General features: G+C 72.9%; 20 protein-coding genes. 7 read left to right on the top strand and 13 right to left on the bottom strand.

The window, feature by feature from the left end; translation table 11 throughout:
* Positions 1–151: 151 nt before the first annotated feature.
* Entirely contained in the window at positions 152–397 is a 246-nt protein-coding gene (locus OG738_RS32790) for a hypothetical protein (protein ID WP_329046831.1), read from the bottom strand.
* A 232-nt stretch (positions 398–629) separates the two neighbouring features.
* On the opposite strand from OG738_RS32790, the gene OG738_RS32785 reads away from it, so the two are divergent.
* Positions 630–2,669: a phosphocholine-specific phospholipase C gene (locus OG738_RS32785; protein WP_329046829.1), complete on the top strand. Its 2,040-nt coding sequence runs from the start codon at positions 630–632 to the stop codon at positions 2,667–2,669.
* A gap of 28 nt (positions 2,670–2,697) precedes the next feature.
* Here the strand turns inward: OG738_RS32785 and OG738_RS32780 are convergent, their stop codons facing one another.
* Positions 2,698–2,823 (bottom strand): hypothetical protein, encoded by a 126-nt coding sequence (locus OG738_RS32780; RefSeq protein ID WP_329046827.1) that lies wholly within the window; start codon positions 2,821–2,823, stop codon positions 2,698–2,700.
* 125 nt (positions 2,824–2,948) lie between these two features.
* A complete protein-coding gene (locus tag OG738_RS32775) occupies positions 2,949–3,743 on the bottom strand; it encodes an SDR family NAD(P)-dependent oxidoreductase (RefSeq protein ID WP_329046826.1) in 795 nt (264 codons plus the stop codon).
* Positions 3,744–3,963: 220 nt separating this feature from the next.
* On the opposite strand from OG738_RS32775, the gene OG738_RS32770 reads away from it, so the two are divergent.
* Positions 3,964–4,581, top strand: coding sequence for a LysE family transporter (locus OG738_RS32770; RefSeq protein ID WP_329046823.1), 618 nt, complete (start codon positions 3,964–3,966; stop codon positions 4,579–4,581).
* 112 nt (positions 4,582–4,693) lie between these two features.
* Positions 4,694–5,398, top strand: a complete 705-nt coding sequence (locus tag OG738_RS32765; RefSeq protein ID WP_329046821.1) for a DUF6008 family protein — start codon at positions 4,694–4,696, stop codon at positions 5,396–5,398.
* Here OG738_RS32765 and OG738_RS32760 read toward each other — a convergent pair.
* From OG738_RS32760 to OG738_RS32750, 3 genes are all read right to left on the bottom strand, one after another.
* Positions 5,379–9,461 carry a beta-galactosidase gene (locus tag OG738_RS32760; RefSeq protein ID WP_329046819.1) on the bottom strand — a complete coding sequence of 1,361 codons (4,083 nt, stop codon included), beginning with the start codon at positions 9,459–9,461 and terminating at the stop codon, positions 5,379–5,381. The two genes, OG738_RS32765 and OG738_RS32760, sit on opposite strands and share 20 nt — an antisense overlap.
* A gap of 154 nt (positions 9,462–9,615) precedes the next feature.
* On the bottom strand, positions 9,616–10,659 hold the full coding sequence (locus tag OG738_RS32755) for a LacI family DNA-binding transcriptional regulator (protein ID WP_329056908.1): 1,044 nt from the start codon (positions 10,657–10,659) through the stop codon (positions 9,616–9,618).
* An 82-nt stretch (positions 10,660–10,741) separates the two neighbouring features.
* Positions 10,742–11,626, bottom strand: coding sequence for a hypothetical protein (locus OG738_RS32750; RefSeq protein WP_329046817.1), 885 nt, complete (start codon positions 11,624–11,626; stop codon positions 10,742–10,744).
* Between OG738_RS32750 and OG738_RS32745 the strand changes: the two genes are divergently transcribed.
* On the top strand, positions 11,619–12,545 hold the full coding sequence (locus OG738_RS32745; RefSeq protein WP_329046815.1) for a sulfite exporter TauE/SafE family protein: 927 nt from the start codon (positions 11,619–11,621) through the stop codon (positions 12,543–12,545). The two genes, OG738_RS32750 and OG738_RS32745, sit on opposite strands and share 8 nt — an antisense overlap.
* A gap of 2 nt (positions 12,546–12,547) precedes the next feature.
* Here the strand turns inward: OG738_RS32745 and OG738_RS32740 are convergent, their stop codons facing one another.
* Positions 12,548–13,204: a helix-turn-helix transcriptional regulator gene (locus OG738_RS32740; protein ID WP_329046811.1), complete on the bottom strand. Its 657-nt coding sequence runs from the start codon at positions 13,202–13,204 to the stop codon at positions 12,548–12,550.
* An 85-nt stretch (positions 13,205–13,289) separates the two neighbouring features.
* Here OG738_RS32740 and folE point away from each other — a divergent pair, with 85 nt between their 5' ends.
* Positions 13,290–13,910, top strand: a complete 621-nt coding sequence (gene folE / locus OG738_RS32735; RefSeq protein ID WP_329046809.1) for a GTP cyclohydrolase I FolE — start codon at positions 13,290–13,292, stop codon at positions 13,908–13,910.
* Positions 13,911–14,104: 194 nt separating this feature from the next.
* On the opposite strand, the gene OG738_RS32730 is transcribed toward folE, so the two are convergent.
* From OG738_RS32730 to OG738_RS32715, 4 genes are all read right to left on the bottom strand, one after another.
* Entirely contained in the window at positions 14,105–14,539 is a 435-nt protein-coding gene (locus tag OG738_RS32730; RefSeq protein WP_329046806.1) for a hypothetical protein, read from the bottom strand.
* A 110-nt stretch (positions 14,540–14,649) separates the two neighbouring features.
* Complete coding sequence (locus OG738_RS32725) at positions 14,650–15,309, bottom strand: response regulator transcription factor (RefSeq protein WP_329046804.1); 660 nt, start codon at positions 15,307–15,309, stop codon at positions 14,650–14,652.
* Positions 15,306–16,814, bottom strand: coding sequence for a GAF domain-containing sensor histidine kinase (locus tag OG738_RS32720; protein WP_329056906.1), 1,509 nt, complete (start codon positions 16,812–16,814; stop codon positions 15,306–15,308). The genes OG738_RS32725 and OG738_RS32720 overlap by 4 nt, the downstream gene beginning before the upstream one ends.
* Positions 16,815–16,976: 162 nt before the next feature.
* A complete protein-coding gene (locus tag OG738_RS32715; protein ID WP_329046803.1) occupies positions 16,977–17,381 on the bottom strand; it encodes a pyridoxamine 5'-phosphate oxidase family protein in 405 nt (134 codons plus the stop codon).
* A gap of 230 nt (positions 17,382–17,611) precedes the next feature.
* On the opposite strand from OG738_RS32715, the gene OG738_RS32710 reads away from it, so the two are divergent.
* Both OG738_RS32710 and OG738_RS32705 read left to right on the top strand, forming a co-directional pair.
* Positions 17,612–18,229: a sigma-70 family RNA polymerase sigma factor gene (locus tag OG738_RS32710; protein ID WP_329046801.1), complete on the top strand. Its 618-nt coding sequence runs from the start codon at positions 17,612–17,614 to the stop codon at positions 18,227–18,229.
* 160 nt (positions 18,230–18,389) lie between these two features.
* A complete protein-coding gene (locus tag OG738_RS32705) occupies positions 18,390–18,905 on the top strand; it encodes an AAA family ATPase (RefSeq protein ID WP_329046799.1) in 516 nt (171 codons plus the stop codon).
* Here the strand turns inward: OG738_RS32705 and OG738_RS32700 are convergent.
* Complete coding sequence (locus OG738_RS32700) at positions 18,874–20,268, bottom strand: MFS transporter (RefSeq protein WP_329046796.1); 1,395 nt, start codon at positions 20,266–20,268, stop codon at positions 18,874–18,876. The two genes, OG738_RS32705 and OG738_RS32700, sit on opposite strands and share 32 nt — an antisense overlap.
* A 112-nt stretch (positions 20,269–20,380) precedes the next feature.
* Complete coding sequence (locus tag OG738_RS32695) at positions 20,381–21,175, bottom strand: IclR family transcriptional regulator (protein WP_329046794.1); 795 nt, start codon at positions 21,173–21,175, stop codon at positions 20,381–20,383.
* Between the last annotated feature and the right edge of the window lie 79 nt (positions 21,176–21,254).

The raw sequence follows: 21,254 nt of genomic DNA, 5'->3' as shown, positions 1-21,254 counted from the left end.
CGGCTGGCGGCTCACCGGCACCCTATTTGTTGTGGATGACAACAAAGTATGAACGGGTCCCTGGCGAAGAACAAGGCTATCCGGTCGGACATTTTCCGACGAGTACCCGATGGTCCGGACCACCGGGTACTTTCGGGCACCGTACGCCGGTTCAGCGCTGGATGCAGTCGAGGCCGAGGCCGACGCCGGTGAGGACGTACTGGCAGATGTGCGACGCGTGGGCCGCGTCGGTCTCGGTACAGGCCACCGGCACCCCGAGCAGGTCGACCGAGCAGTAGGCGTAGAACTGGTTCGGGTTGCCCGGCACCGGGTCGGCCGATGCCGGGGCCGCCGCGGCGACCACCGCGGAAACCGTGAGCGCAGCGGCCGTCGCCCAGGAAGCGATCCGGATCTTCATCGTGCTCTCCTTCCGCTATCTCCCCTGTGTGCCAGGGGTTTGTGCTGGAAGAGATTCCCCCTCGGGCGCGGGTTCACGTCCGGGTCACCGGAAAGTGTCACGCAGCCGCACCGAGAACCGAACACCGCATGAACATCCAGTGCGCGATTACGTCCGAACGTCGGTGTTTCCGAACAACTTCGATCACCTAGGCTGGCGCTGCCCTGCCGAGGTCCCCCTGGAGGCTCCCGTGATGGCCGATCCGCACCAGTTCACCCGCCGCAGCTTCCTCGGCGGGGTCGCCGCCGCCGGCGCCCTCGGCGCCCTGCCGCCCGGCATGGCCGAGGCGCTCGCCGAACCCCGCGTCTCCGGCAGCCTGTCCGACGTCGAGCACGTCGTGGTCCTCATGCAGGAGAACCGCTCGTTCGACCACTACTACGGCACGATGAAGGGCGTCCGCGGCTACGGCGACCGCTCGGCGATCGTGCAGCCGAGCGGCCAGGACGTCTTCCACCAGCCCGATTCCGGGCGCAGCGACGGCAGGTACCTCCTGCCGTTCCGGGTGGACACGACCAAAGTGGACGGTCAGGACCTCGGCGACCTCGGCCACGGCTGGGCCGACCAGCACCAGGCGATCGCCGGCGGCGCGAACAACGCGTGGGTGGCCGCCAAGGGCGAAATGACCATGAGCTACTTCGACCAGGGCGACCTCCCGTTCCACCGCGCGCTGGCCGACGCGTTCACCTTGTGCGACCACTACTTCTGTTCGGTGCAGGGCCCGACCACGCCCAACCGGCTCTACCTGTTCACCGGCACCATCGACGCCGCCGGCCAGGCCGGCGGCCCGGCGAACTACAACCCCGCCGACTACCAGCCGGTCTTCAGCTGGACGACCTACCCGGAACGCCTGCAGCAGCACGGGATTTCGTGGAAGGTCTACGCCAACAAGGAGGTCGGCGACGCGGGCGGCTCGTTCGTCGGCGACTACGGCGACAACCCGTTGTGGCTCTTCAAGGCCTACCACCAGGACTACGGCTCCGATCTGTCGAAGCGGGCCAGCGTGTTCAAGACCTGGGGGCCGGATTCGGGACAGGGCAAGGACGTCGACCACGTCCTCGCGGAGTTCAAGGCCGACTGCGCGAGCGGGTCGCTGCCGAAGGTCTCGTGGATCGTCGCGCCGTACGGCTACTGCGAACACCCCGAAGCGCGCCCGGTCGACGGCGCCGCGTACACCCAGACCGTGCTGAACGCCTTGTGGGCCAACCCGAAGCTCTGGGAGTCCACAGTGGTCCTCATCAACTACGACGAGAACGACGGCTTCTTCGACCACGTCGCCCCGCCGGTCGCGCCGTCCGGGACCGCGGGCGAGTACATCGCCGGCAAGCCGATCGGGCTCGGCGCGCGGGTGCCGATGACGGTGATCTCGCCGTGGAGCCGCGGCGGCTGGATCAGCTCCGAGGTCACCGACCACACCTCGGTGATCCGCTTCCTCGAACGCTGGACCGGCGTCGCCGAGCCGAACATCAGCGCGTGGCGCCGCGCGGTCTGCGGCGACCTGATGACGTGCTTCGACTTCGGCACCCCGAACGTGCAGATCCCCCTGCTGCCCGACACCGCCGCGCTGCGCAAGCAGGCCGACGACACCCAGCAGAAGCTGCCGAAGCCGGCGCCGCCCGCGACCGGGAAGCAGCAGGTCCCGGTGCAGGAAGCGGGCACCCGCCCGGCCCGCGCGCTCCCCTACCGGCCGCTCGTGACGACGTCGCTGAGCGCGGACCACCAGATCCTCACCACGACGTTCGCCAACCAGGGCACCGCGGCCGTCCAGCTGATGGCCTACCGCAACGACGGCCAGGCCGACGGCCCCTGGCCCTACGACGTCGCGTCCGGGGCGCAGGTCAGCGACACCTGGCGGATCCAGCGCTACGGCGGCGGCAAGTACGGCGTCGCGGTGCACGGGCCGAACCGGTTCCGCTGGGTCCTCGCGGGGGACGCGAACAGCGCGGGCGCGGGCGTCGACGTCCTCGGCGGCTACACGACGGAGAACAAGCTGCGCCTGACGATGCGCAACGGCGGCACGACGACCGTGACAATCACGGTGACGGCGAACCACTACCGCACCGACGGCCCGTGGACCTACCCGCTGGCCGCGGGCCAGACCGTGTCGGACGACTGGAACCCGGTGGCCTACGGGAACGGCTGGTACGACCTGTCGGCGACGCTCGACGCCGACCCGAAGTTCCTCCGCCGGTTCAGCGGGCACCTCGAGACGGGCGCGCCGAGCGTCACCGGCTAGCGACCTCGGACCGGCTCACGCCGTAGCGTCACAGGTGCATGGCCAGCCAGAGTGCCACCCACGCCGCGGCGGCGAGCAGCGCGCCCGCCGCCGCGGCGAGGAGCACCCGGCGCAGGCCCCGGGCGGGTTTCACCGGTGTCTCGATGTGGTCCATGAAATCGATCATGAACCAAGCGGGCCGATCGGGACAGTCGGCGCGCCCGTCCGGGCGACCCCTGCGCGGGGTACCCCGGCGACGCACATCCCGCCCGGCCGCGGAACACCGGGCGGGAGCGGGCCTTACGGGACGATGGAGTCGACGTACCCGCCGTCGGCGCGCACGGCCGCGCCCGTGGTCGCCGAGGCGAACGGGGAACTGAGGTACACCACCAGGTTCGCGATCTCCTCCGGCTCGATCAGGCGCTGCAGCAGCGACTGCGGCCGGTGCTTCTTCATGAATTCCCGCTGGGCCTCGTCCCACGGCAGGTCCTTGTCCACCAGCTCGTAGACGAACTCTTCGACGCCGGCGGTGTGCGTCGGCCCCGCGATCACGGCGTTGACCGTGACGCCGGTGCCCGCCGCGTGCTTGGCGAACCCGCGCGAGACGCCGAGCAGGGCCGTCTTCGACACTCCATAGTGGATCATCTCGGCCGGGATCACGACCGCCGAATCGCTGGCGATGTACTGGATCCGGCCCCAGCCGCGCTGGGTCATGCCGGGCAGGTACGCGCGAGTCAGCCGCACCGCGGCCAGGACGTTGACCTCGAAGTAGCGCCGCCACTCGGCGTCGGTGATCTCGAGGGGCTCCTGCGCGCCGAAGATGCCCAGGTTGTTGACGAGGATGTCGGCGTCGGGCACCTCTTCGACGACCTGGGCCGCGCCGGCCTCCTCCGAGACGTCGCCCGGGGCCGGGATCAGGTCGGCGTCCGGCAGGTCCTCCTTCAGGCGCGCGATGGCCTTCGCGACCCCGGTTTCGCTCCGGCCGTTGACCGCGACCCGCGCGCCCGCGGCGGCGAGCCCCGCCGCGATCGCCGAGCCGATGCCCTGGGTGGACCCGGTGACCAGCGCCGTCTTCCCGCTCAGGTCGACCCGCATCGTGAAAGCCCTTCCTCGCGTCGGCCCCGCCCTCCGGCCGATTCAAGCACAGCTGCCCGGCGCGCACCGGCTGGGAAATCCGGTTGCCCTAACGGCCGCGCCGACGGCACCCTCTGCGCATGACGACCTCTCGCACGCCGCTCCCGCCGACCGTCGCCGCGACCACCGCGCCGGTCCGGCAGCAGCCGTGCCGTCCGCGGAGGTCGATCACCTCGGCGCCGTGACGGGCGCGCTGCTCGCCGGCCTGCTCGCCGGCTACGGCATCGCGATCCCGGTCGGCGCCGTCGGGACCTACCTCGTCGCGCTCACCGCCCGCACGTCGCTGCGGACCGGCTTGGCCGCGGCCCTCGGCGTCGCCACCGCCGACGGCGTGTACGCGCTGGTGGCGGTGCTCGGCGGGGCGGCGATCGCGGGGGTGATCGCGCCGGCCGCCGGGCCGTTGCGGCTGGCGTCGGCCGGGATCCTGGTCGTGCTGGCCGTCCGGGGCGCCGTCCTGGCGCTGCGGTCGCACCGCGACGCCACCGCCCGGCCCGTGACGCCGCTCGCGCCCGGCCGCGCGTACGTCAGCCTGCTCGGCATCACGCTGGTGAACCCGGCCACGGTCGTCTACTTCACCGCCCTGGTCGTCGGCGACCGCGCCGGCACCGCGGTGTCGGCGCTCGGCCAGGTCGTGTTCGTGCTCGCCGCGTTCGCCGCCTCGGCGAGCTGGCAAGCGCTCCTGGCCGGCGGCGGGGCGTTGCTCGGGCGCGTCCTGACCGGGCCGCGTGGCCGGCTGGTGACGGCGCTCGCGTCGAGCGCGGTGATCACGGCCCTGGCCGTCCGGCTTGTCCTCGCTTGAGCCGGAAATCATTGCGGTGTAACGGTTTGCCCGGTTCGCCGGCGCACGGAGGAAGACGTAGGACGCCCCGGTCCGCGGCTAGCCTGAGCCGGGACGCGGACGGGAGGCGGCCATGACGATGCCGATGGAGGCGATGTCCGGCTGGGACGTCGCGGGGGCGGTGCTGCTGGTGCTCTGGGCGCTGGCCATGTGGGCCGCGGTCGGCGTGCTGGCGTACGCGAACCGCGGGCCGGTGCGGCCGTGGGTGTACCGCGGCTCGGTCGCGGTGATCGGCGCCGGCGTGCTCGGCCAGCTCGGCCACGTCCAGGAGCACGTCGCGCAGGTCGGCTACTGGCTCGGGCACCCGAACGCGCCCGCGTGGATGACGCCGTGGGGCACCGGGCTCGCGAACGGCCTGCAGCTGCTGCTGCCGGACCGCAAGACGTTCGGCATGGAGTTGCTGCACCTGACCGGCAACTTCCTCTTCCTGGCCGGGCTGGCGGGGGTCATGGTGATCACGCGGCGGGCGCGGGGCACGCGCGCCCGCCGCTGGGCGAAGATGGGCGTCTGGATGCAGGGCCTGCACGGACTCGAGCACCTGGTCCTGACGCTGTCGGTGGCCTTCGGCTCGCGGGCCGTCGGCCTGTCGACGTTCTTCGGCCTGCTCGACCCCGGCCCCGGCCTGACGACGTACCGCGTCTGGTGGCACTTCGTCGCGAACGTCCTGGGCTCGATCATCTTCGGGCTGGCGCTGTACCACCTGTGGCGCGAACGCCGGGAGGTCCGCGCCACCTTCTTCCTCCGGGCCCTGCCCGCGGTCACCGAGCGGGCGGCGTAGCGCAGGTCAGCGTCGGCAGCGCCCAGTCCGCGTGGTCGTTGCCGTTGCCGTCGCCGCCGTCGGCCACCAGCAGGTCCAGGACCTGGGCGCCGGTCACGTCGACGTCGAGCGGGACCGCCGCCTGGCCGCCGCGGACCACCGGCGTCGTCACCCGCGTGGCGCCGTCCACCGAAACGCTGAAGCTCACGCTGCCGCCCGTGCCCGTTTCGCCGTCGACGCCCACCGACGCCGTCAGCCGGCTGCACGCGCCCGCCAGGTAGACCTGGACGTCGCTCGCCGCGTGGACACCCAGGCCCTTCGCGTAGGCCACGCCGCCGATGGTCATCGGCTTGCCGTCGCCCGCGCTCGCTTCGCCGTTGCTCGTGTCGCGCTCGACCGGGCCCCAGCCGTTCGTCGCGGTGAGGAACGGCAGCGAGCTGACCGCGACCTGCCCGGCGGGCGGCGCCGGAGGCACCGCACCGACGATCCGCTCGTCCGAGACCGCACCCGGGTGACCGGCCTGCCGGTAGCCCACCGCCACCTTCAGCGCGGCGGTGTCCACTGTGGAGGGAGCGGTGACCGGCCAGGTGAAGGTCGCCGACCGGCCGCCGTCGATCCGCGCCACCGACGGCGGCGACGCCGCGCCGACCGTCCACCCGGCGGGCGCGCTCAGCACCGGCTTCACGTCGAACGCCGGAGGTGCGCCCGCGGGCACCCGGACCGTCGCCGACGCGGTGAACCGCTGTCCGCCCGAGGCCGTGTCCGGCGCGCTCAGCAACACGGCCGCGGTCGGGGCCGACGGCATCGCGTAGCGCCCGGGGTCGTAGCCGGGCGAGGCGTTCTGCTGCACCGTCAGCGGCGAGCGGTAGCTGCCGTAGTTCGTCCACGCGATCGTGCCGAGGCCGCCCGTGCTGCCGTCGAGGTTCCACACCGCGACGGCGATCGTGTTGTGTCCGTGGGGGTTCAGGACGCCGTTCGGGATCGGGAAGCTGTGCTGCGGCCCGAGGTGGTTGACGTACTGCCCGAGCTGCCAGCCGTTGACGAAGAGCAGCGCCCGGTACTGCCGCGCGGGGTCGTCGGTGATCGTCAGGCCGAGCGAGGTGTCCTGGCCGCGGGGCAAATCCAGGTCCGCGGTCGTCCGGTACCAGGACACGCCCGGCGTGGTGTCCTTCGCGGGGAGCGACGTCGACGTCCAGCGCCCGTCGGGGAAGCCGGGCAGCGACCAGCCCGCCCGCTCGCCGTAGAGGCCGCCGGTGTTGAGCGGCCCGCGGACCGGGTCGAGGCCGGTCTCGCCGCCGCGGACGCCCTGCAGCCGCCAGGTCACCGACGTCAGCGGCGACCCGGTCAGCCGCGCGGACGTGAGCCCGCGCGCGGCCTTGTTGCCGTTGTTCGCGCCGTAGTCCTCCTCGTGCCCCATGTTCACGGTCAGCACGGAAATCTCGTTGTCCCCCGGACGCAGCGCACCGGCCGGGAAGGCGAACGTGTGCTGCGGATCGGTCGAGCTGCCCAGGAAGACGCCGTTGAGCCACGCCGAGAACGCGCCGGCCGGGCCGCCGCTCTGGCTCGACAGCGTGATCCCGGTCTGCTTGCCGTCGCTGGTGAACCGGCCGCGGTACCACGTGTTGCCGGTGTGGAAGCCGTAGTCGTCGGCGAAGAGCACCGGTTTCGTGCCGAGCGCCGTCGAGCTGTTGGTGGTGTCCTTGTCGGCCACCGGCCACGCCGAGTCGTCGAAGCCCGGCTGGCTCTCCGGGGACTCCTGCTGGTGCTTCCAGCCGGTCAGCGCGGGCAGCGTCACGGCCTTGGCCGCCGGCGCGGTGCCGGCCAGGCTGCCACTCGGCGTCGGCTGCGTCGCGACGCGGGATCCGTTCCACGACAACGACTTCTCGGCCGCGAAGACCTCGAACGTGCCATCGGTGCCGGTGTCGCCGGTCAGGGCGAGGGTGCCGTGGTCGTCGGCCGCGGTCCGCACCAGGTGCGTGCCGCGGACCAGCACCGGGCCCGCGGCGGAGTCCTGGCGCCAGAACGTCGCCGCCGTCGCCTTGTCCGCGAGCAGCAGGAGCAGCGGCCGCTGCCCGGGCGCGGTGACGAGCACCCGCGTCAGGCCGTCGTGGGTGTAGTTCAGCCGCAGGTCGCCGCGGGCGGCGTCCCAAGTGGACGTCGCACTGCCCCCGAGGACCTGGACGGTGGGCTGCTGCGCGAACCTCAGGACGGTCTCGCCCGGCCCGCCCTCGTCCCCGTAGAGGACGGCGAGGTCACGGCCGCCGATGGCCGCGTTCGTCATGATCTCCGACGTCGAGTACTGCAGCCGCGTCCGCCCGAGGTCGTACCCGGCGACGACGATCTTCGACTGGCGGCCGTTCAGCGTGATCCCGGTGCCGGCCTGCTGCGGGACGACCGGGTAGTAGTCGCTGCTGCCCGACAGCAGGTCGACGGCGTCCACCACGACGAACGGCCCGGTGGCCTTCGCGTTCTTCTGCCCGGTGACGACGATCTTCAGCGTGTGCGCGCCGGCGGGCAGGCCGCGCACCTCGTAGCCGGTGACCTGGTTCTGCTTGCTGCCCGCGTAGAGGTCGACCGTGCTGACCTTCGCGTCGTCGAGGTAGACGTCGGCGATGCCGTGGCTCGGGTCCTTCGACGTCACCCAGCGGATCCCGGTGCCGGTGAACGGGATGCCGACGCTGTCGCCGGTGACCTCCGAGAACGACTCGGTGTGCTGGTAGTCGCCGCCGGTGTAGTTCACCTCAGGCCCGACGTGGCTCCAGGTGCCGGTGTAGCCGACCTCGGTGGCGCGGTCGTCGTAGGTGTAGCCGGCGTGCGCCGCGAGGTCGAGCGCGAGGCTGGTGGTGTTCGTGGCGGTGGACGTCGAGTCGGTGTGGCGCAGGGTGTGGAACTGCGTGCGGGTGTCGGGGTTGATCCGGGCGGTGTCGGTGAGGGCCGGATCGGTCAGCGGCGCGCTCGCCAGGCCGTCGGTCTTGGTCAGCGGCGCCACGGACTGGGTGAAGTACCCGATCAGCTTGTCCTCGTCGTACTTCGGGTCGAACTGGCGGCCTTCGGTGATCGCGGCGCCGTAGTCGTAGGAGGTGTAGTTCTGCGGGATCGCGCTCCAGCCCCACGACGTGCCGCCGTGCAGCATGTAGAAGCTCTGGCCGGTGGCGCCGACGGCGATGTTCTGCTTGTAGAACACGTTCGCGAACTGGTCGTTGATCAGCTGCGCGCACTTCTGGTAGCCCGGGCCGCCCCACGGGTCGAAGGCGCCGCCCTGGAACTCGGCGGTGATCAGCGGCTTGCCGGGGACGTGGTCGTAGCTGATGTCCGGGACGCCGTTCCAGCGCGTCGGGTTCGAGCAGTCGAAGCCCTGCGGGTAGGAGTCGGCGGCGTCGACGTCGAGCGCGGCGTCCCCGGCGTTGAAGGTGCCGTTGTTGTTGCCCACCAGGGGAACCGTGATGCCGTCGGCGCGGGCCTTGTCCTCGAGGTGCTGCATGTAGGCGCGGCCGTCGGCGTTGCCGTTGTAGTACTCGTTCTCGACCTGGTAGGCGAGCACGCTGCCGGTGCCGTTGGTGAGCTGGTGGCGCTGCAGGATCCGGTCGATCTGCGTCTGCCATTCGTCGGAGTACTTCAGGTAGACCGGGTCGGCGCTGCGCGTGTGGCCGGGCGTGGTGGACAGCCAGGTCGGGAAGCCGCCGCCGTCGACCTCGGCGTTGATGTAGGGGCCGGGCCGCGCGATGACGTAGAGCCCGGCCTGTTGCGCCAGGTCGAGGAGCTTGTCCAGGTCGCGGACGCCGGTGAAGTCGTAGACGCCCTGGCGCGGCGAGTGGTAGCCCCAGTCGAAGTAGAGGGAGGTCGCGGTGAACCCGGCGGCCTTCATCTTCTGGAAGATGTCGAGCCAGAGATCGGGGCTGGGCAGGCGGTAGGCGTGGAACTCCCCCGACCACAGGTAGGTCCGGTTCCCGTCGACCAGGAAGGAATAGCCGTCGTAGGTGACGGTGTGCGCGGCCTTCGCCGGCGGTGTGGCCGTGGCTTGCGGGACGGTCACCCCGACCAGGGCGAGCACGGCGACGAGCAGAGTCCGGACGACGGCACGCATGCGGGGACCTCCGGGCGTCAGGGACCAGAACCGAACACGATCCTTTGCCGATCACACAGAAGCGGTCAAGATACAACACCGGGATGGATCAATGCCGACGTCGTGTTAGCGCTAACATTCGCACCGGATGTCTTGAACGAGTCATTCGCGACGCTCAGCGGGGGCCGGTGCTCTCCCGCACGATCAGCTCGGCGGGCACGAGGTGCCGCGCGCGGACGTCACCGCCCGCCATCCGGTCTTCCAGTAGCCCGAACGTCTTCCGGCCGACCTCGATGAAGTCCTGCCGGACCGTCGTCAGCGGCGGGGGGAAGTACGCCGCCTCCGGGACGTCGTCGAAGCCCGCGACGTGGACGTCCTCCGGGACCCGGATCCCCGCCTCGGTGAACGCGCGCAGCAGCCCCAGCGCCATCTGGTCGTTGGCCGAGAACACCGCCTTCAGCCCGCGCTTCCCGACGAGCGCCCGGCCCGCCTCGTAGCCCGACCGCGGGCTCCAGTCGCCGCGCACGACCGCCGGCACCCGCAGGCCGCGCCGTTCCAGGGTCTCGCGCCAGCCGCGTTCGCGGTCGCGGGCCTCCAGCCAGTCCTCCGGCCCGGCGACGTGCCAGACCGTCCGGTGCCCCAGGGCCAGCAGGTGCTCGGTGGCGCGGCGGGCGCCGTCGTACTGGTCGACCGAGATCACCGGCACCGGCGCCGACTTCCCGCCGCCGACCGCCACCACCGGGATGTCCGCGGGGACCGCCGCGAGAGCGCGCCCGGCCGTGACGTGCGGGGCGATCACGACGATTCCCTCGACCGCCTGGCGGCGCAGGCTCTCCACCGCGTCGCCGATGGACGTCCGGCCCGGGCGCGTGACGCTGCAGATCGCGACGCCGTACCCGGCTTCGCGCGCCGCGTTCTCGATGCCGTACAGGGTGCTCGCCGGCCCGTACAGGTTCGATTCCAGTGCGACCACGCCGAGTGTCCCCGACCGGCCGGTGACCAGCGTCCGCGCCGCGGTGTTGGGCCGGTACCCGAGCTTCTGCACCGCGGCCAGGACCCGCTCGCGGGTTTCCGGGCGCACCGGCCCGCTCTCGTTGACCACGCGCGAGACGGTCATGTGCGACACCCCGGCCAGGCCGGCGACGTCGGCCAGGCTGGGCTGCCGCGGTCCCGGGGCCGACGTCCTGACCTGCTCCCCCGGCTTCGCCCGGTCCACCACCCTGGCTCCCTCCGCCTCGCGCTGCCTCACCACCCCGAGACCGTACCGCCGAACGGGCCGTCACCGGCGGACGCCGGGCGCGTCAGGACCAGCCGAGTGGGCCGGAGAGCGCTTTCACGACCGCCGTGACGCGCTGGGTGGCCGTCGCCCAGGAAGTCGTGGCGGGCTGGGCGGTGAGGACGACGACGATGTAGCGGCGCCCGCCGACGAGCCCGCTGGTGTGCAGGTTGCGGCCCGGGTCGCAGCAGGACCAGCCCTGCTTCACCGCCCAGTCCGCCGCCTTGACCGCGTCCGGGATGCCGAAGAACTGGTCGAAGCCGTCCGTGCCGTGTTCGGTGGCGCCGTCGAGGGCGCGCAGGACGACCTGCCGGATGCCCGCGGGCACCTCGTCCATCAGGTACGCGTAGAACCGCGTCACATCGGTCGCGGTGACGAGGGTGGCGCCCCAGTGGGTGGCGTCGGCGGGCGGGCGGGTCGAGGTCATGCCGATCCGCTTGGCCCACGACAGCACGATCGCGGGCCCGCCCAGCTTCGCCCAGAGCCGGCCGGCGACGTCGTCGTCGCTGCGCGAGAGCATCTCGGCGACGACGTCGGCGGGCACGCCCTGCCGCAGCGCTTCCATCGCGATGAGCAGCTTGACCAGCGACGCGGACGTGTAGAGCGCGCCCGGACGGTACGAAACGACGTCGCGGCCGGATGTGCGATCGCGGACGAGGACGCTGAGCCGGCCGGGCGCGAGCGCCGCCAGCGAGGCGCCGTCGGGCACCGGCTGCCGCTTCGCCGAGGTCTCCGGCGGTGCCGAAGTCGCCGTGGTGGCCACGCTCGTCGTGAAGGACGGCGCGACGGGCGGTGGTGGTCCGGCCGCCACGGCGGGTCCCGGCGACCGGACCGCCGCGGCCGCGACGAGCATCGCCGCCACCGCGCCGGCACAGGCCCCGGCCAGCAGCATCGCGTTCCCCTTGTGCATACCGGCTCTTGTCCGGACACCCCCGCGCTGTTCGCCCGCGGGCACCGGATGTGGCCTGCGTCTCATCCGGGCGGGCACCGCGCGAGGTCCGGCCCCGCGTCACGACTTGCCCCGCACATCCGGGTTACGGTCGATCCGTGGAAGGGATCACCGGCACGGTCCGGCACCGGCTTCGCGAGCATTTCGGGCCGTGTTAGCCGTCTTGCTGCTGGCCGTGCCGGTCGGCGTCTTCATCGGGACGATCGGCATCGGCGGCGTCCTCCTGCCGCCCGCGCTCACCTGGTTCGCCGGCCTCGACGTCCACGCGGCGGCGGGCACCAGCAGCTGGTGCTTCCTGTTCACCGGGATCGTCGGCACCACGGCCTACGCGCGGCACCAGGCCATGCCGTGGCGCTTCGGCGGATGGCTCACGCTCGGGGCCGCACCGGCCGCGGCCGCCGGCGCCCTGGTGAACGGCGTCGTCCCGGCGACGGTCCTCTGGCTGTTCCTGGCCACGGTGACCGCCGGGTCCGGCGCCTTCAACCTCTGGTCGCGCCCGCGGGAATCCCGCGAGCTGCCCGCGCCCGCCGCCGCAGCGGTGGGCGCGGCCGTCGGGTTCGGCTCGGCGCTGACCGGCACCGGCGGCCCGGTGCTGCTCGTGCCGGTCCTGCTGGCGCTCGGCGTGCCGGCATTGACGACGATCGCGGCCGGGCAGCTGATCCAGCTCCCGCTCGTGGGGTTCGCGACGCTCGGCTACGCCGCGCAGGGATCCGTCCACTTCGGACTCGGCAGCGTCCTCGGCGTACTGGCCGGCGCCGGCACCCTGCTCGGCACGCGCCTGGCCCGAAGACTGCGCGGGCGCCGGCTGCACCGCGTCGCCTCGGCGGCGCTGGTCGCCTTCGGCGCTTTCCTGTTCGTCCTCCCGTTCCTCCCGCGCTGACCTCAGGCGGGCTCGAGGCGCACGCAGCAGAACCCCGGCCGCGGATCGAGCCGGGCGCGCAGCCCTCCCTCGCCCACGCCGTCGAGCATGCCTGCGAGCAGCCCGAGGTTCATCTCGCACACCAGCTGTGCGTGCGTCTTGGCCAGCCGCTGGAACGGGCAGTTGCCGAGCAGCACCGCGCCCTCCTCGACGCGGGGCTCGAACCCGTGCTCCTCGAGCGCGCCGACGACGTCCGGGGCGCCGGCCGCCAGTCCGGCGCCGTGGTCGCGGGCCCGCCGCGCCAGGATTTCCCGCGCCGAGCCGCCGGTCTCGTCGGCCTCTTCGATCGCGGACGCGAGGAGCTCGCCGGCCAGCTCGTAGTGTCGCTCGGGCACCGAGACGCTCACCTGCCGGTCGGACCGGCGGTAGAGCTTCGCCGGGCGGCCCGCGCCCGGCCCGGTGCGGCCGCTGCGGCGTTCGTACTCGGCCACCAGGAGCCGCTCCGCCACCAGGCGGTCGAGGTGGAAGGCGACGGTCGGGCGGGCCACGCCGAGTGCCTCGGCGACGTCGTCGCGGCTGACCGGACCCGGCCGCCGGACGACGTACTCGTACAGCCTCCGGCGCGTCGGCTCGTCGAGCGCCGCGACCGCGGCCAGCGCGCCGGCCTGGGACTTGTGCATCCGAGCACTCTAAAACAAATAATCGTTGACGAAAACCCCGGAAGGCTTCTACCGTCGGCTCGTCTTGGCTTGAAGGAGGCCCTCCGTGACCGTCGATCCCGTCCGCGAACCGGTGCCGTTGCGGCACCTGGGCGTCGTACACGAGCGCGACACCATGGACCTGCCCGCGGCGGAACGCGCGGTCGCCGACCTGTTGCGGGCGCTCGGGAAGGACCCGTCGTCGGTGCACCTGGGCGACACGCCGCGGCGGGTGGCCAACGCCTACGCGGAGATGCTGCGCCCGCGCGACTTCCAGCTGACGACGTTCCCGAACGACGAGGGCTACGACGAGCTCGTGCTGGCCAAGAGCATCCCGGTGCAGTCGCTGTGCGAGCACCACCTGCTGCCCTTCCGCGGCGTCGCGCACGTGGGCTACCTGCCCGGCGAGCGGATCCTCGGGCTCTCGAAGCTCGCCCGCGTCGTCGAGATGTTCGCGCGGGACCTGCAGGTGCAGGAACGGCTGACCAAGCAGGTCGCGGACTGGCTGCAGGAGCACCTGGCGCCGAAGGGCGTCGGCGTGGTGATCGAAGCCGAGCACCTGTGCATGTCGCTGCGCGGGGTGCGGGCCACCGGCGCGCTGACCGTGACGTCGTCCCTGCACGGCCTCCTGCGGGAGGAACCCAAGACGCGTCAGGAGTTCTTCGCGCTGACCGGGGTGAGTGGCTGATCGACACGCACGTGATCGTCGGCGCCGGACTGCCCGGCCGGCGCTCGACCGCGCCGCCCCTCGGACCCCCGCGCATCCCCTCACGAGCCAGCCGCGCCGGCCAACGGGCCGTGGGTGGGGAACGGCGTCCCTGGGCGCCGGCCCCGCCCACGGCCGCTCCCCGAAGGCCACCCCGGTGGTCTGTCGCCGACGCGCTAGTTGTCCCGCCGGTGCCGTCCGCCGCGTGAGCCAGTGATCGCGCGCGCCCGCTTGGCCAGGTCGCCGCGGCGGGCACGGCGCGCGTACTCCAGCAGCGCCTCCACCTGCTCCTGCGGCAGCCGGCCCTGGTCCGCCCCGGCTTCCAGGCGCAGCAGGTGGGTCACCAGCTCGCGCGACTCCTCGTCGTGCTCGCCGGCCAGCGCCGCGAACCGGCAGGCCGCGTCGGCCTCGCCGTCGCACCACGCCGTCATCGCCAGGAGCGTCGCCGTCGCCGTCAGGATGTCGCCGCGGTGGATGCCCCCCTCCGCGGCCAGGTGCTCCGCCAGCTGGAAGCTGCGCGTGCCGACGCCGCCGGCGCCTTCCCGGCGCACCGCTCTGGCCAGCGCCTTGATCTGCTGCGTGACATAGTCCCCGCTCGACAACCCCGACATGCCGTCCCCTCCGCCGCGCACGACAACTCGTGCGTCACCCGACAGGTGTATCGCATCGGCGGCCAGATACGTCGGATGCCCCACCGGTTTCGCCCGAGTGGGCGCGGGGATCAGCCCGAATGGCCACCGTCGGCGCGTCGCTGCGACACGTACACCGCCGCCGAAGTGCGCCGTTCGACGCCGAGCTTGTGCAGCACCGAAGAAACGTAGTTCTTCACCGTCTTCTCGGCCAGGAACAGCCGCTCCGCGATCTGCCGGTTCGTCAGTCCTTCGGCGACCAGGTCCAGCACGCGCCGCTCCTGCGGGCTGAGCTGCTCGTACCGCGGGTCCGGCGCCGCGACGTCCTCGCCGCGCAGCTTGTTCATCACCGACGCGGTGAGCGTGGCGTCCAGCAGCGAGCCGCCGACGGCGACCGTGCGGACGGCGTCGACCAGCGACCGGCCGGAGACCTGCTTCAGCATGTACCCGGCCGCGCCCGCCATGATCGCGCCGAACAGCGCGTCGTCGTCCGAATAGGACGTCAGCATCAGGCAGGCGGGCGCCGGCTCGACCGTCGAGCGGATCTCGCGGCACACCTCGACGCCCTGGCCGTCGGGCAGCCGGACGTCGAGGATCGCCACGTCCGGGCGGGCCTGCGGGATCCGGACCAGCGCTTCGGCCGCGGTCGCCGCCTCGCCGACCACCTCGATGTCCACTTCGGACTCGAAGACGGTCTTCAGCCCGGTGCGGACCAGCTCGTGGTCGTCCAGCAGGAACACCGAGATCGTCATCGCCCACTCCCCTGCCCGCCGGCCCTGGCCGGCAGCTCCGCGGTCCATTCCAGCCGGGAGCCGCCGCCCTCGGCGGCCACCAGCTCGCAGTTCCCGCCCCACCGTGCGGCACGGGCGATCAGGTTGGCGAGCCCGCTGACCCGGCCGGGTCCGGCGGGCAGCGGCCCGGTCCCGTCGTCGCGCACCACCAGGGTCAGCCGGCGGGCGGCCCCGTCCACGGTGACGTCGACCGAGGACGACGTCGCCCCGGCGTGGCGCGCGACGTTGGTCAGCGCTTCGCGCAGCGACGCGATCAGGTCGGAGCGGACGGCGTCCGGCACCGCGGCGTCGAGCGGCCCGTCGAAGCCGACGCGCGGCTCGAAGCCGAGCGTGTCCCGCGCGTCGACCGCCACCCGCAGCAGCTCGGCGCGCAGGCTGCCCTGCGCCTGCGCGGGCGCCTGCAGGGAGAAGATGCTGTTGCGGATCTCGCGGATCGTGCCGTCGAGGTCCTGGGCGAACCCGGCGACGCGCCCGGCGACGACCGGGTCGGCGATCAACCGGCTGACGCCCTCCAGCCCGAGCCCGGTCGCGAACAGCCGCTGGATGACCAGGTCGTGCAGGTCGTGGGCGATCCGGTCGCGGTCCTCGAACACCGCCAGCTGCTGGCGCACCTCCTGCGCCCGGGAGAATTCGACGGCGAGCGCCGCGTGCCCGGCGAAGGTCTCGGCCAGCTGGACCTCGGCCTCGGTGAAGGGCGTCTTGTCGCGGAACTTCGCGACGACCAGCACGCCCAGCGTATCGTCGCCGACCAGCAGCGGCACGGAGATCGCCGAGTCGAGGTCCTTGATCATCGCGGGCATCGGCCCGGCGCGGTCGCGCTGCTCCTCCTGCACGCGGTCGCCGTAGTCGCGCACGACGACCGGGCGGCGGGTGGTGAACGCGACGCCGGTGGCCGTCCCCTCGGTCGGCACGGTCAGCCCGGTGAGCCGGTCGGCGTCCTCCCCCGGCGGCTCGACGACGTCGAACACGAGCCGCCCCGGCCCGTCCGGCAGGGCGATCGCCCCGGCGGTGCCGCCGGCCACGATCCGCGCGCGCTCGGCGATCAGCCGGAGCGTGGCCCGCAGGTCCTGCGAGGCGAGCAGCGCGCGGGTGACGTCGTAGGACGCCTCGAGCCAGCGTTCGCGGCGGCGCATCTGGTCGAGGAGCTGGGCCTTGTCGACGGCCATCGCGGTCGCCGCGACGAGCGCGCCCAGCACCTCCCGCTCGCGGCGGCCGAACTCGCGGCCCGGCGCGGGTTCGACCTCGAACCGGCCGAACGTCTTCGGGCCCGCCCGCACGGGCAGCTCGACCACCTCGGTGCCGCCGGCCCGGCCGAACTCGGCGACGCCGCCTTCGGGGCCGGTCACCTCGAGCCGGCCGTACCGCGCGCCGACCAGGTCGCGCACGGTCGTCACCGCGGTGCCCAGCACCGCCGGCACCTCGAGCTCCCGCGCGATCCCGGCCACCGCGGCCAGGATCGCCGGCATGCCGATTTCGTCCGCCACTTCCCGCCGACCCGTTGTAGCCCGATCCCGGGGGTGTCCCCGGGCCGTCAAGGGTCCCACAGGCGACTGCCCGCGTCGGCCCAATCCGGTTCGTCCATCCGGTGGGTCGATCGGCGGAGTGCCGCTGTTACGGGTGGCGCCGTGTCACTCGGCGTGGCAGGCGATGCGGTGACCGGTGATGGCCTCGACGGGGATCCGCAGGAACTGGCGACCGGCCGGCGCCGGGCACGGGCAGAGGCACGCGATGTCGGCACCGTCCACCGGCGACTCGGTGGCCCGGCCCAGCAGGCTGACGTACCAGCCGGCGCCGAGGTCGGCGGCGAAGTCGTCGGCCTCGAACGCGACGACGGCGTCGCGGGCGCCCGCGTAGAGGGAGCTGCCGGTCGGGACCGCGAACACGACGGCGTCGTCGACGACCGTGAAGCGCACCGGCCGGACGGCCGGCATGGCCCGGTGGGTGAAGATCACCCGGCCGAGGCTCGCCGTCCGCAGCAGGGCGAGGCACTGCTGCCGGTCGAGCAGCAGCCCGAAGCCCACGTCGTCCACCATCGCGTCCCTGTGTTTTCTCTGAAAATCCCCGGCCTCCAGCGTGATCGGTGGGCCGAGGCAGCCGGTAGGGCCGTTCGGCCCGGCCGCCGGTGGGGCGCCCGCGCAGCACGTCGAGAGGGCTCGCGCCAGGGCCGTAAGACCCGGGTCCCGGCGGCCGCCCGGCCGGTGCGGCGGCCACTCGGGGTGACCTAGCGTCGTGACGGTCCGTCGCCGAAGAGAGGTGAGACTCGATGCCGCCGCAGTCCGCCGCGGGCGAACCCGCACCCACGGCGACGTTGTCCCTGGATCCGGAGCTGGTCCGCTCCGCGATCACCGGCAACCGCGCCGCGATCGCAGGCATCCTGCGCGCGCTGCGGCCGATGGTGTTCCGCTACTGCCTCGGCCGGCTCGGCACCTGGCAGGACGGCTCGTCGGACGCGGAGGACTGCGCGCAGGAGGTGCTCCTGGCGGTCGTCGGCGCGCTGCCGGGGTACCGGTACGAGGCCGACAGCTTCCTGGCGTTCGTGTTCGGCATCGCGGCGCACAAGGTCTCCGACTTCCACCGCCGCCGGGCCCGCGACCGCACGAGCCCGGTGGCCGAGCCCCCCGCCGACCACCGGACGGGCCCGGACCCGACAGGCGACGAGGTCGAGCGCGCGGCGGCCCTGGACTGGTCGGCGGGCTTGCTCGACACGCTCCCGCCGCGCCAGCGGGAGGTCCTGGTGCTGCGCATCATCTTGGGCCTCTCAGCGGAGGAGACGGCATCGGCGGTGGGCTTGAGCAGCGCGGGAGCGGTCCGGGTGGCCCAGCACCGCGCGTTGACGACGTTGAGGCGCGGATTGCTGGCGCAGAAGCGCGAGGCGTCCTGAAGAGCGCGGGGCGGGTGGTCCGGGAATGCCGCATCGAGGGACTTGGCCTCCTCCGATACGGCGTTCCCGGACCGGGCGTGCGGCCGCGACCGGCTCCACCCGCTGACCATCGCACCCGGGCGAGCCCGCCCCCATCGGCGCGGCGTGCGATCATGCCGCCGTGCCTCCGCTGCTGATCGTCGTCGGCGGCCTGCCCGCGAGCGGGAAGACGACCGTCGCCGCGGAACTGGCCCGGCGGACCGGGTTCTCCTTCCTGCGCGTCGACACGATCGAGCAGGCCGTCATCCGCGCCACTTCGCTGGTGCAGCCACTCGGGCCGGTCGGTTACGTCGTCGCCCGGGCGGTTGCCGCCGATCTGCTCCGGACCGGCGTCAGCGTGATCGCCGAGTGCGTCAACCCGCTGGCGATCACCCGCGATGCCTGGCGGGACACCGGCGCCGACCACGGCGCGCGCGTGCTCGAGGCCGAGATCGTCTGCTCCGACCCCGTCGAACACCGGCGCCGCGCGGACACCCGCGACTCCGGCATCCCGGGACTCGTCCCGCCCACCTGGGCCCAGATCGCCGCCCGCGAGTACGAGCCGTGGACCCGCGAGCGCCTCGTCGTCGACACCGCCCGGCATTCGGTCGGCGATGCGGTCGCGGTCATCGAAGCGGCGGCGCGACCTCGTCGTTGACGCTCTCCAGCCGGCGCCCCGTCGTGCGCGGGCCGAGCACCGCGACGTCCACCGCGACCACCACCAGCGCGCCGGCGACGACCAGGAACAGCGTCGTCGGGCCGTGCGAGTTCAGCAGGGGCAGCAGCACGAACGGCATCGCGCCGCTCGCCAGCCGAGACAGCGAGTAGGTGCCGCTGGACGCCGTCGAGCGCAGCGCCGTCGGGAAGATTTCCGCCTGGTAGATGTGGAAGGCGTTCGAGAACAGGTTGCTGGTCGCGGTGTAGAGGAAGCCGAACACGAGGATCAGCGCCATCGAACCCGCGTAGCCGAACGCGATCCCGAACACCGCCATCGCCAGCACCGAGCCGACCACCAGGTACTTCCGCTCGACGCGTTCCACGATCGGCAGCGACAGCGCCGAACCGACCGGGTAGCCGAGGTAGGTCAGCGCGGCGAACAGCAGCGACTGCGAAACGGCGTACCCCTTGGCCGCGAGCACCAGCGGCACGAGCGTGCCGAAGCCGTAGTAGCCGAGGGTCTGCAGGACCTGGAAGACGACCATCATCCAGGTGCGGCGGCGCAGCGCGGGGCCGAACAGCTCGCGCACCGGCGCGGCGGCGCGCTTGCGGGTCTTGCCGCGCGGCGGGGCGACGTTCTCGTCGACGCTCCCGCGCGCCTCGGCTTCGAGCCCGGCCACCAGGTGCTCGGCCTCCTCGGTGCGGCCGACGGACTCCAGCCACCGCGGCGACTCGGGCAGGCCGCGCCGCAGCAGGAACACCGCGCCCGCGCCGAGCGCGCCGAGCACGAACAGCCAGCGCCAGCCCGCGACGCCGAGGATCTCGTGCTCGGTCAGGCCGCGGGCGAGGAAGCCGACGACCGGGAAGCCGCAGAAGGCGAGCGTGTACGCCCAGGCGATGAACCGGCCGCGCTTGCGGGCCGGGAGCAGGTCGGTGAGGTAGGTGTCGGCCAACGGCGGCTCCGCGCCCAGGCCGATGCCCGCGAAGAACCGCGTCACCAGCAGCATCAGCGCGCTGCCGCTGAACGCGCCGAGCAGCGAGAACAGCGAGTAGAGCCCGAGGTTCAGCAGGAAGGCGCCGCGGCGGCCGAACCGGTCGGCGAGCCGGCCGAGCAGCAGGGCGCCGAAGAACATGCCGACGAAGGTCGACGCCAGCAGCGGCGGCAGTTCCGCCTTCGTGAGCGAGAACTCCTGGACGAGCACCGAGCTGAGCACACCGGTCAGGAAGACCTCGTAGAAGTCGAAGAACAGCCCGAGCCCGACGGCGACGGTGGCCCGGCGGTGCGTGCGGGTGATGGGCAGCCGGTCGAGCCGGCCCGCGATCGTGCCGGTGTCCGGCACGGCGGCGTCGGGGATGTTCGCCATCCGTCGTCTCCTTTGACTTCTCCACGATGTGGTTGGCCGACCCATAATGTGACGAGCGTTCGACGGAGTCAAGGGCACGGCCGTGCCGGGCACGTCGCGAAGACAGGATGGATCAGAGAGCGGCGACCCGCTCGACACCGGGCCGGTACCCGAGCCGCTCGGAAGCGCGTCGCCCGGCCTCGACCACGATGGGCGCCAGCCGCGGCACGTCGGCGGCGGTGAACCGCTGGGTCGGCGCGCCGATCCCGATCGCCGCGCTGACCTCGCCGTTCAGGCCGAACACCGGGGCGCTCAACGACGCCGCGCCGAGGTCGCGCTCCTCGAAGCTCACCGCGTAGCCCGCCTCGCGGATCTGGCCCAGCTGCTCCGAGAGCAGGTCGATGTCGACCGTCGTGCGCGGGGTGAAGCGGGCCAGGCCGTGGCCGATCGCGTCCCTGACCGCCAGCTTGTCCCACGCCAGGAACACCTTCCCGGCGGAACCGGCGTGCAGCGGCATCACCATGCCGACCACGAACAGCCGCACCACCGGATGCCGGGACTCGGCCAGGGAGATCACCGTGCGGTACGCGCCGTCGCGGACGTACAGGCACGCCGTCTCGCCCGTTTCGTCGCGCAGCTGCTGGAGCACCGGCCGGGTCAGCCGGACCAGGTCGAGACCGAACGTGCCCGGCGCCGCCCAGCGGACCAGGCCGAGCCCGACGCGGTACGTGTCGTCGTAGCGGTCGAGGAACCCTTCGCGCACCAGGTTGTGCACCAGCCGCTGGCACGTGCTCGCCGGCAGCCCGGTCGAGCGGGTGATCTGCTGCAGCGTCAGCTCGGGGTCGTCGATCGTGAACGACTCGAGGATCTGCTTGAACTTGCGCAGCACCAGCACCGGCGTCGTGCCGCTGCGTTCTTCCTCTGCCATCGCCCCGCTCCGTGCCCGTGGTGTGTCGCACAGTCTAGCCACGCTCGCCGCTGTTGACTCCGCGACACTCGCCCGTATT

Origin of the sequence: Amycolatopsis sp. NBC_01488 (assembly GCF_036227105.1) — a bacterium.
In the GTDB taxonomy this organism is placed as follows: Bacteria; Actinomycetota; Actinomycetes; order Mycobacteriales; family Pseudonocardiaceae; genus Amycolatopsis.
This window is presented reverse-complemented; position numbering and strand designations above follow the sequence as displayed.